Consider the following 11,189-nt stretch of genomic DNA (forward strand, 5'->3'; position numbering starts at 1 on the left):
ACAGGTGAGTGAGGCTTAGGTCTCACTCCTGTTGGTTTTAATTAATATAAAATCCAGACATAAAAAAACCGCGGTAAACGCGGTTTTTTTATGTCTAACTGTGAGTGGGAATTAAACCACACCACGTGGAAGGCGACAGTCATGCTCTTTTTCAGCAAGACGGATGATCCAGAACTCTTCTGGTGTGTAACCTTCTTCGTTAGCTTTAACAACAGTAAATGCTGCTTTTTTAGTTTTCGCAGGCGCTGCTGGTTTTTTTGCTTCTTTTTTAGCAGGAGCCGCTTCTTGGCTAGGAGCCGCAGAACCAGAAGTAAGCTCTTCTGTTAGTGCTGCTACATCTGCAAGACGCATGTTTTTGCCACCATCAATGCTGTACCAGCCAGGTTTAGTTGTGATCTCTGGCTTTTTACCATGGGCAGCTTCATATGCAGCTTCAAAAGCGCTTAATACTTCAGTTTTATCAAGTTTACTCATCGTAGATCCTAGTCGTTAATACGCGGATACGCGGGTTTAATTTAAAGGCGCATTTATACCGAAAATTGGGCTAATTTTCAATTTTTTGCGCCATTTCTCTACTTTTAGCCATCTAAAATGCGATAAAGCGCTGTAAAAGTAATCATTTTAACGTATTTTTAAGCACTGATTCATAAAGCTTCAGGGTTAATGAATCGTCTTAATGCAATCCATGTTTTACCTATAACTTCATGCCAGTGACTCGTAACCGCTCTTAATACCCCCGAATCTGGAATAAAAAGCTTATGTGTAGGGGTATTTGTATAAGTGTAAAATTGCACGGGTGCTTTAATCACATCAACGCCTTGCACATAAAATAAATCACTGGCTCTGGCCATGTGACTTGCTGATGTTACCAATGCAACTTGCCTATCGACTAATTTTGGTGCAAGTAGCTTTGCTTCATCGGCGGTGTCTTTGGCTGTTGGATTTGTCGAAACTCGGTGTTTTGCAATACCTAAACTTTTAGCGGTCTCAGCCATTAAATCAGCGCCTGTGGTTTTGCCAAAACCATACCCGGAGACAATCAGTTTGGCTTGTGGGTATGCGTTTGCCAGACGAAGCCCTTCAACTAGGCGTGATAACGCACAGCCACCAAGTTGGCCATTTGCTGGCAAACGGCTGTTGGCATAGACATCACAACCAAGTACAACAATATAGTCGAGCTTTTTGTGCTTTTTAATATCAAAAGGCGCTTGTGTCTTCTCGACAGGTTCAATCAATAAGTTTGCGCCGTAAGGTGTGCTTATAAACCAAGTGGCAAGAACACAAAGCCAAGCAATTAAGTATGACTTTTTATTTTGCTTTGCGATAAACAATAAACACAGTGACAAGATAATTAAGGTGAGTGGCAAGGGCATCAAGAGGCCGCCGATGATCTTTTTGATTTCAAACATAAAAAAGCCCAAAGAGAATTTGGGCTAGTTTAAAATAGAATCAGTAAGACAACCAGATGATTTCAGTGGTTATCGTCCGTTACTTTGCTTACACGTATTTAAGAAGTGACGATAGACAGGGTTGTCTTTCATATTTTTCTTCATGGCTAAATACATTGGACGGTTTAAACCCAGTGCGCCCAGCGGGATAGACTTAATTAACCCTTGGCTTTCATAAGGTGTTACTAACCAATCAGGTAGAGCGGCAACACCCATACCGGCACTGACTAATTGGAAAATAAGCAACCCTTGATCCACCGTTTTTAATGTACCGTCAAAGCGTGCATTTTGAATAAAATGCTTAAAAATATCTTGGCGTTCTTTTGGAATAGGGTACGAAATAATGGTTTCGTCTTTTAAGTCGAGGGCCGTGACATAAGCTTTTTTAGCCAGTTCATGATCGGGTGATACAATCAGCTTCAACTTAAAATCAAAAAGGTGTGCGTATTCAAGCTTGTCTGCTTCACGAATGTCAGAAGTTAATACTAAATCTAAGTCATCGTTTAATAGCTCAGGAATGGCGTCGTAGCTAAACCCGCGCTCATAATCTACATGGATGTCAGGCCAGAAATTGTTAAACTCTTTGATTGTCGGCAATAGCCAATGAAAACATGCATGGCATTCAACACTTAAGCGCAGTTGCGAAATTGGCTGATTGAGGCTTTCTTTTAATCGACACTTTGTAGCTTCTACTCTCGGTAACACTTCGTTGGCCAATTCTAGTAATAGCATCCCCTGTGGGGTAAAACGCACGGGCTGTGTTTTTCTTTCGAACAACTGACAGTCTAATTTGTTCTCTAAGTCTTTAATTTGATGAGATAAAGCTGATTGAGTTAAAAACAGTTCACGGGCTGTATTGACAAGCGAGCCGGTTTCTTTAAGCGTTGAAATGGTTTTTAAATGTTTAATATCTATCATCTTTAATAAATCTCATTCTTAGAGTGAGCAAAATTCAGAGTTCACCTATTCCTGAACTGCATAACTTAAATTTCCGTGTTTGCTAGTTTATAAAAACAGCATAAAACTGTGTTTAATTAGCAAAATCACTATAACACTATTTTTGACAGCGTTGTCATGTTTTGATCATATTTTTTACAATTTTATTTGATTAATTTTGTTCATGTTAAAACTGAAAAACCATCAATTGTCTTCATCCTATCTCATGTTAATACTTTTAGCCATCTAAACATCCGTATAATTTTAAGGAAAGAGCATGGCACATATTCATAATTTAGGTTTTCCTCGAGTTGGCAAAAAACGTGAACTCAAATTTGCAGTCGAAGCGTATTGGCGAGGCGAGCTCACTCAGGCCGAGTTACTAGAGAAAGGCAGAGTGATCAGAGCCGAGAATTGGGCGATACAGGCTGAAGCTGGCATAGAATTACTTCCGGTTGGCGATTTTGCATGGTATGACCATGTACTCAATACCAGCTTATTGGTAGGCGCTATACCAAAGCGCCATGTAAATACCGATGGCATTGTTGACCTAGATACATTATTCAGAATAGGCCGAGGTAAAGCGCCAAGTGGTTGTGCCTGTGCTGCGAGTGAAATGACTAAGTGGTTTAATACCAACTACCACTATATAGTACCCGAGCTTTCTAAAGAGCAAACCTTTGAACTTAGCTGGCAAGCACTGTTTGAGGAAGTCTCTGAAGCACACAGTCTGGGTTATAAAGTTAAACCTGTTTTGGTAGGGCCTGTCACTTATTTGCATTTAGCCAAGTGTGTAGATGAGCAGTTTAATAAATTTTTGCTTCTGGAGAGATTGTTACCAGTTTATCAGCAAGTGTTACAAAAGTTGGCTGAACTTGGCGTTGAATGGGTGCAGATTGATGAGCCAATTCTTGCCTTAGAGTTATCAGATGAGTATCGCAGTGCATTGCGCACTTCTTTTGCTACATTAAATGGACAAGGTGTGAAGGTTTTACTGGCAAGCTACTTTGATTCAGTAAAAGATTACTATCAAGATATTCAGCAATATGCAGTAGAAGGTGTGCATTTTGATTGTGTCGCAGGTGAGCAAGATCTTGCAAAGTTAAACCAGCTTTTAAATGATGACCAAGTTTTATCTTTGGGGGTTATTAATGGCCGTAATATTTGGCGAGCAGATCTGTCTTCTATTTATGCTCAAATCGAGCCCATAGCACAAAGTCGTGGTGATAATTTATGGTTAGCACCGTCATGTTCATTACTCCATACCCCGGTAGATTTAGATCAAGAAGAAAAGCTTGATGCTGAATTACGTTCTTGGTTGGCGTTCGCAAAACAAAAGGCACAAGAACTTAAGCTACTTAAAACAGCCATTGAGAATAAAGCACTAACAACTTTAGATTTATATTCTGCGCCCGTAAAAGCCAGAGCGAGTTCTAAGCGCGTAAATAACATTGTGGTTCAAGAAAAAGTGGCATCACTTACTGCCGAGCACGCAAAGCGACAAAGTGAATTTGCCAAACGAGTTAAAAAGCAGCAAGCCGCATTAGGGTTACCTTTATTACCGACCACAACCATAGGATCTTTTCCACAGACACAAGCAATTCGCCAAGCACGAAAAGAGTTTAAAGCGGGTATTATTTCAGCCGCAGAGTATGAAAACCAAATGCAGGCGGAGATCCGTTATGCGGTTGAAGAGCAAGAAGCGTTAGATATTGATGTGCTAGTGCATGGTGAGGCTGAGCGAAATGACATGGTCGAATATTTTGGTGAACAGCTCGAAGGGTTTGCATTTACGCAATTTGGTTGGGTGCAAAGCTATGGCTCTCGCTGTGTTAAACCGCCTATTATCTGGGGCGATGTATCTCGAGAAAAGCCAATGACTGTGAACTGGACGCAATATGCGCAAGCGCAAACCGCTAAGAAAATGAAAGGTATGCTCACAGGGCCTGTCACCATTTTATTTTGGTCATTTGTTAGAGATGATCTCGACAAGCCAAGCATTGCAAATCAAATCGCATTAGCACTTCGAGATGAAGTCGTCGATTTACAAAACGCGGGAATTGATATCATACAAATTGACGAACCAGCATTTCGAGAAGGCATGCCTTTAAAGGCAAGTGAATGGCAAAGTTACCTTGATTGGGCGGCATATGCATTTAGAGTGTCGGCATCGGGGGTCAAAGATGAAACGCAAATTCATACGCACATGTGTTATGCAGAGTTCAACGACATTATTGGTGCAATCGCCGATATGGATGCTGATGTGATCACCATAGAAACATCTCGCTCGAACATGGAACTACTAAATGCTTTTGAAGATTTTGCTTATCCAAATGAGATTGGTCCAGGTGTGTATGATATTCATAGTCCGAATGTGCCAGATATTGCTTGGATCAAATCGCTTATTCATAAAGCCGCCGAGAAGATCCCAGTTGAACGTTTATGGGTAAACCCTGATTGCGGTCTAAAAACTCGTGGATGGGAAGAAACTAGAGTTGCGCTTGATAACATGGTGAAAGCGACCAAAGAGCTCAGAAAGGAACTAGGATAAAATTAGCTTGAACTAAAAATAAATTTAGCTAGAAGATAAAACAAAACCTGCGTAAGGCAGGTTTTGTTTTATTAATTTAAGTAGAAGGTCACTTTTAAATAGGTAGTACCATCTCTGTATGTTTGAGTAATAACTCCATGGCTTTATCTGCTGGCAGTGGCTTTGACACAATATAGCCTTGACCAAATTGGCAACCTTTACGTTTTAGTAGCGCCCATTGTTTTGGGTTTTCAATACCTTCAGCAACCACAGTTAACTTTAAAGAGTGGGCTAGAGATAAAATAGCATCTACCAAGGGGTTCTCTTTTTGTGTTAATTGATCCACAAAGCTCTTATCTATTTTCAGTACATGAATGGGTAACTGATGAAGATAACCTAGCGCCGAATAGCCCGTACCAAAATCATCTAGATAAAGTTTTACACCGAGAGGTTCTAATCCTTCAATAATTCGCGTTGCAAGGCTGAGGTTTTCAATTAAGCCTGACTCAGTTATTTCTAAACACAATGTCCCATTGGGTAACTGGTACTTGGTGTAGATCTTTTTCATAAAGTCCACAAACTCAAGACTGGCAAAGTGACGAGACGAGACATTGACTGTTACTCGAATTGTCGGCATACCTGCGCGACGCCATTTTTGTAACTGTGCACCCGCAAGCTCTAATAAGTGCAGGTCTAGGTCGATGATCTGGCCTGTTTGCTCAGCAATAGGAATAAAGTCATTAGGCGGCACTAAGCCAGTTTTTGGGTGATGCCATCTTACCAAGGCTTCAAAACTGACAATATGGGGGTCTTGCAATGCAAAAATAGGCTGAAAGAACAGCTCGAACTCATTGTTTTTGATGCCATGTTGTAAGTCGTTTTCAATATCTGCTTGGCGCTTTAGCTTTCGGCGCATGGCATTATTGAAGTAACACACTTGGCCTCTACCACGAGACTTGGCTTCATACATGGCAGCGTCTGCCTGTTGTAGCAACGAAATCGCATTGTCTTTGGCACTTTCTGTAAAGGCTACACCGATACTACTGGATGCTTGTAAAACATGACCATCAATGTGTAATGGCTTTGCGATTGCATTAGTGATACGTTCAAGCGCCAATTCTACTTGATGTTTGTCCTGAACATTTTCCATAAAGATCGCAAACTCATCACCGCCGAGTCGGGCAAAAGTATCGGTTTTACGAATACAGCTTTTTACCATATTAACAATTGCAATAAGAAAGTGGTCACCTACATCGTGACCGAGAGAATCATTAATACTTTTAAACCTATCCAGATCTAAATAGAGCAAACAGTGTAGGTTTTTTTGCTTGGCACGGCCTAAAGCCAAAATCGCGTGTTTCACGCGCTCAAACAATAAGTAGCGGTTCGCTAATCCGGTTAACTCATCGTGTAATGCTCTATGCTCTAGTGCTTGACGAGAGATTTGACGATCTATGGCCATACTTACTTGGCGGCTTATATAAGTAAGGATCTCAAGATCATGCGCTTCAAAGCTTTTATGTTTTTGATAGCTTTGTAACACAATAACACCTTGATACTGTTCATTAACTGTAAACGGCACACCTAACCATGAAAGTGGCGAACGACCGAGCATTTTAAAATGCCCGTCTTCAATGTGTTGTTTAAACTGTATTTGATCACATAGCAGAGGTTTATTACTTTTCAGCAAATAATACGACGCAGAATCTTTTAATTGGTCTTTTGAAATTTTTGGCGTTGCTAAACATTTTAATTCACTTTCGATAAGGTATTTAATTTCTAAGACATCTGATTTGCGGTTATAAAGCGCAATAAAAAAGTTTTCCGCGGGTAACTGAGTATTAATGATTTGATATAAATCATCATAAAATGCATTTAGATCGGCTGATTTATATGCGATGTTGGCAATTTTTAATAAACATTGTTCAAGTTGTTGTGCTTGATTTAATTGTTTTACTGTCGTTGTTAAATTATCAAGTGTACGAACCTGATATATTTTTGCGCTTAATAAATGAGCAACGGTAGAAAGTATTTGTAGATGCGCATCGGTAAAATAATTTAACTCAGGGTGTTCACAATCAATTACCCCGAGTAGGGTATTTTCATAAACTAAAGGCACACAAATTTCTGAAAGGGCAGGGCGAGAATCGGCAATATACATTGCTTCTTTTCTAACATCCCCAGACACAAAAGGGACTTGCGTCCGGGCCACATGCCCGGTAATACCTTGACCAATTGGTATACGAGTCTGGGCAACTTGGTAATCGATACTTTGATGCGCGACACCCATAGATGCAACTTCTTCTAAGAATTCAGCCTGTTCATCTGCAAGATAAATAACACAGTCTACAAAGCCTAAACGACTTACTACTTGAGAAGTTACATAATCAAAAAGTTCATCTAGCTGTGTGATTTGCAAAAGCGAAGATGAAAATTGATTTATAATGCTGAGCTGTTCGGTTTTTGATTCTAATTTGTTGTTATTCGAAAGCATGCACAATATTCATTCTGGTCCATGGCTATACGTTAACCTACTTGTCGTTAAAACGACATAATAAAATAGGGTTATTAACAAATTTGATTGTAAATGAGTGTATAGAAATCAGGAGTATTTCGTCCTAAAAACTTTACTAGATAAGGCTAAGTGCCTATGATCGAGCAAATTCAGCAGCGGAAATAAGCAATGACAAGTAAAGTAACCACTTTAACTATTACTCGACCTGATGATTGGCATATTCATTTACGTGATGGTGTGCAGCTAAAAGATACGGTTCGAGATGTGAGCCGTTATATGGGTCGCGCCATTATCATGCCAAACCTTGTGCCACCTGCGACTTGTACAGATACAGCATTATCTTATCGTGATCGTATTATGGCTGCAGAGCCGCAAGGCAATTTTGAACCTCTCATGGTTTTATACCTAACAGATAAAACTACCCCTGAAGAAATCAGAAAAGCAAAAGCTACAGGTAAAATTTTCGCTGCAAAACTTTACCCTGCTGGTGCAACGACCAACTCAGACTCAGGCGTAACTGACATTGAAAATGTATTTCCTGCATTAGAAGCAATGCAAGAAGTGGGCATGTTGCTATTAGTACATGGTGAAGTAACTGACTCTTCAATCGATATCTTCGACAGAGAAAGAGTGTTTTTAGAAACAAAACTAGCTAAAGTTGTTGATGCTTTCCCTGGACTTAAAATTGTACTAGAGCACATCACAACAAAAGATGCGGTCGAGTTTGTTGAAGCAGCCTCTGACAATGTAGCTGCTACTATTACTGCCCACCACTTACTTTATAACCGTAATCATATGTTAGCTGGTGGTATTCGCCCTCATTATTATTGCTTACCAATTCTTAAGCGTAATACACATCAACAGGCACTAATAAAAGCTGCTACAAGCGGTAATCCTAAGTTTTTCTTAGGTACTGATTCTGCGCCTCATGCCAAAGATAAGAAAGAAGCAGCATGCGGTTGTGCGGGTGCTTATACAGCTCATGCTGCAATTGAGTTATATGCTGAAGCATTTGAAGAAGTAGATGCATTAGATAAGCTAGAAGGCTTTGCTAGCCACTTTGGTGCTGATTTTTATGGTTTGCCTAGAAACAGCGATACTATCACGCTAGAGAAGTCACCTTGGCAGGTGCCTGACAGTTACCCACTAGGTGATGCAGATGTTGTGCCTATTAAAGCGGGTGCAGAAATCGACTGGAAAGTAGTTTAAATATAACTTAACTATTTTTTGTAATTTCTAAAACGCGCATTAAGCGCGTTTTTTTGTGCAATTATATTTCGTAACAAATATAATATTTGCAAGTTTTTAATATATTTATACTATTAATATGAGTGTGGAATTGATTTAAAATACACAACTAAGCTAAATAGAAATTAAATATTTGAGAGAAGGCAATGAAAGAAATAAAATCATTTATTAAGTCTGCAAGTGTTAGTGAGTTAGAAAAAGCGCTTGGATTAATAAACGACGCAATTGCCTCACAAAAAGCGCAGGAAGCTGCAAAAGCAGAAGTATTAGCTTTAATTAAAGATAAAGGACTGACTGTTGAGGATTTGCTTGAAAGTGCTCCGACTGACAAACGCAGTAAAGTAGCCATTAAATATCGCATGGAGAAAGACGGTGAGATCTTTGAATGGAGTGGTCGTGGAAAACGTCCTAAAGTATTTGTTGATGTTGACCTGCAACAATACGCAGTAATTTAAGTTTAGTCTTTAGGTGAGCAGGCTTATAGCCTGCTCATTTGTTTTAGAGGTTAGTTATTTACACGCTCAGACCTTATCAGCAAGAAGCTGTTCAAAATACCATTTCTCATTTTAAGAAAACTAACGACCCAGCAGTAATCGTCTTACCAACAGGTGCAGGCAAAAGTCTTGTAATTGCAGAGTTGGCTAGACTTGCCCGAAAAAAAATTCTTGTTTTAGCTCATGTAAAAGAGTTGGTAGAGCAAAACAGTGAAAAATATAAAAGTTTTGGGCTACAAGCGAGTATTTTCTCTGCAGGTTTAAAACAAAAGTCACTTATTCATCAAGTCACCTTTGCCAGTGTTCAATCGCTTTCCAGAAATATCGACCAGTTAAATGAAGAATACTCTTTGGTCATTATAGATGAATGCCACCGCGTAAATGGGGATGATAAAAGTCAGTACGGCAAAGTCATTTCGGCTTTGAAAGAACATAACGCGAGTTTAAAGGTGCTTGGTCTAACCGCGACACCATATCGTTTAGGCATGGGTTGGATTTATCAACATCATTATCATGGTTTTGCCAGAGGTAATAGCGACTCTCCATTTAAGAAGTGTATTTTCGAGCTACCTTTAAGGTATATGATAAGCAATAAATACCTTACGCCGCCTAAACAAGTTGATCCGGCGATAAAACATTATGATTTCTCGAGTTTGACAACAGATAATTTTGGCAGGTTTTCTGAAACAGAAATGAATAGTTTGTTAGATAGCCAAACCCGAGCGACAAAAAGTATCATTGACCATGTGATAGAGCAAAGCACTTTAAGAAAAGGTGTAATGATCTTCGCTGCCACGGTTATGCATGCGAAAGAAATTTTTTCGTACTTGCCGCAAAGTGAAGCTGCATTGGTGATTGGTGATACCCATCAGGCAGAGCGTGATGCCATTATTAAGCACTTCAAAAACAAACAAATAAAGTACCTTATAAATGTATCCGTTCTTACGACGGGTTTCGATGCCCCCCATGTTGACTTCATCGCTATATTGAGACCAACCGAATCCGTCAGTTTGTATCAGCAAATAGTTGGACGAGGTTTACGGCTTGCAGATGACAAAAAAGATTGTCTCGTTATGGACTTTGCAGGTAATCAGTTTGATTTGTTCCAACCTGAAGTGGGGGCTAAAAAACCTAATTCAGATAATGAACCTGTTCAAGTACTTTGTCCTGGTTGTGGCTTTGCCAATATATTCTGGGGAAAAACAGATGAGCAAGGCAAAGTCATAGAACATTTTGGCCGCCGTTGTCAGGGATTACTAGATAATGGCGAAGAAGAGCAACAATGCGACTACCGCTTTAAATTTAAAGAATGCGATGAATGTGGCGCTGAAAATGACATAGCCGCAAGGCAATGTCATCAATGCCAGTCTATTATGGCTGATCCTGACGATAAATTGAGAGCGGCACTGAATCTCAAAAACGCCATGGTGTTACGTTGTAGTGGTTTGTCTATTACAACTCTGGCCGATGAAAAGATAAAAGTAACTTACTTTGATGAAGACGGCGCATCTTGTAGTGAGGTGTACGATTTTAATAATAGTAAAAGTGTGTACGTTTTTAATAATCAATACGCAAAACGTGTATCGGGAGTCTCTTCTCCAATTAACTTTAAGGAGGCATCGGTAGTTCAACAATATGCGTACCAATTAAAAGCACCTGACTTTGTAATTGCAAACCAACATAAGAAGTACGGTTGGCAAGTTAAAGAGAAGCTATTTGATTATGAAGGCAGTTATAGAGTCGCGGATAAGTCTTAAACTGGGCATCAGAACGTTAGCGGTTGTATGCTTTTTAATCTAAAAACATGCGAAAACAAGCGTTTCGTTTAAAAAGTGCGCGAACGAACTATTTTTTATATTTTTATTTTAAAAATGGGTTGCGCACTTTTAATTTCGCCCTATAATGCGCACCCACTGACACGGGGCGAGACGCTGAAAAGCAAATCAAAACGATGTCGAGTCAAATAAAACTTAATCTTAAAAAACTTTTTGAAATTAAGTGTTGACATAAAAAGTGAA

Annotated in this window: 8 protein-coding genes; 4 read left to right on the top strand and 4 right to left on the bottom strand. The window is 39.5% G+C overall.

Translation table 11 applies throughout. The features are described 5' to 3' along the window. Positions 1–111: 111 nt before the first annotated feature. From AAEU28_RS16815 to AAEU28_RS16825, 3 genes are all read right to left on the bottom strand, one after another. Positions 112–474 (bottom strand): hypothetical protein, encoded by a 363-nt coding sequence (locus AAEU28_RS16815; protein WP_058029303.1) that lies wholly within the window; start codon positions 472–474, stop codon positions 112–114. 170 nt (positions 475–644) lie between these two features. Then, a complete protein-coding gene (locus tag AAEU28_RS16820; RefSeq protein ID WP_421965159.1) occupies positions 645–1,409 on the bottom strand; it encodes a YdcF family protein in 765 nt (254 codons plus the stop codon). A 69-nt stretch (positions 1,410–1,478) separates the two neighbouring features. Continuing rightward, entirely contained in the window at positions 1,479–2,366 is an 888-nt protein-coding gene (locus AAEU28_RS16825) for a LysR substrate-binding domain-containing protein (protein ID WP_058029305.1), read from the bottom strand. A 295-nt stretch (positions 2,367–2,661) separates the two neighbouring features. Here AAEU28_RS16825 and metE point away from each other — a divergent pair, with 295 nt between their 5' ends. After that, positions 2,662–4,935, top strand: coding sequence for a 5-methyltetrahydropteroyltriglutamate--homocysteine S-methyltransferase (gene metE / locus AAEU28_RS16830; protein WP_421965160.1), 2,274 nt, complete (start codon positions 2,662–2,664; stop codon positions 4,933–4,935). A 94-nt stretch (positions 4,936–5,029) separates the two neighbouring features. On the opposite strand, the gene AAEU28_RS16835 is transcribed toward metE, so the two are convergent. After that, positions 5,030–7,408 carry a bifunctional diguanylate cyclase/phosphodiesterase gene (locus AAEU28_RS16835; protein ID WP_421965161.1) on the bottom strand — a complete coding sequence of 793 codons (2,379 nt, stop codon included), beginning with the start codon at positions 7,406–7,408 and terminating at the stop codon, positions 5,030–5,032. Positions 7,409–7,597: 189 nt separating this feature from the next. Here AAEU28_RS16835 and pyrC point away from each other — a divergent pair, with 189 nt between their 5' ends. The 3 genes from pyrC to AAEU28_RS16850 all read left to right on the top strand — a co-directional run bounded on the left by pyrC (position 7,598) and on the right by AAEU28_RS16850 (position 10,928). After that, positions 7,598–8,638 carry a dihydroorotase gene (pyrC, locus tag AAEU28_RS16840; protein WP_421965162.1) on the top strand — a complete coding sequence of 347 codons (1,041 nt, stop codon included), beginning with the start codon at positions 7,598–7,600 and terminating at the stop codon, positions 8,636–8,638. Between the two features lie 185 nt (positions 8,639–8,823). Further along, positions 8,824–9,132: an H-NS family nucleoid-associated regulatory protein gene (locus tag AAEU28_RS16845; protein ID WP_130255726.1), complete on the top strand. Its 309-nt coding sequence runs from the start codon at positions 8,824–8,826 to the stop codon at positions 9,130–9,132. Positions 9,133–9,188: 56 nt separating this feature from the next. Continuing rightward, a complete protein-coding gene (locus tag AAEU28_RS16850; protein ID WP_421965167.1) occupies positions 9,189–10,928 on the top strand; it encodes a DEAD/DEAH box helicase family protein in 1,740 nt (579 codons plus the stop codon). The last annotated feature ends 261 nt before the right edge of the window (positions 10,929–11,189 follow it).

The sequence above is a fragment of the Pseudoalteromonas sp. SS15 genome (genome assembly GCF_049257195.1).
Lineage (GTDB): Bacteria > Pseudomonadota > Gammaproteobacteria > Enterobacterales > Alteromonadaceae > Pseudoalteromonas.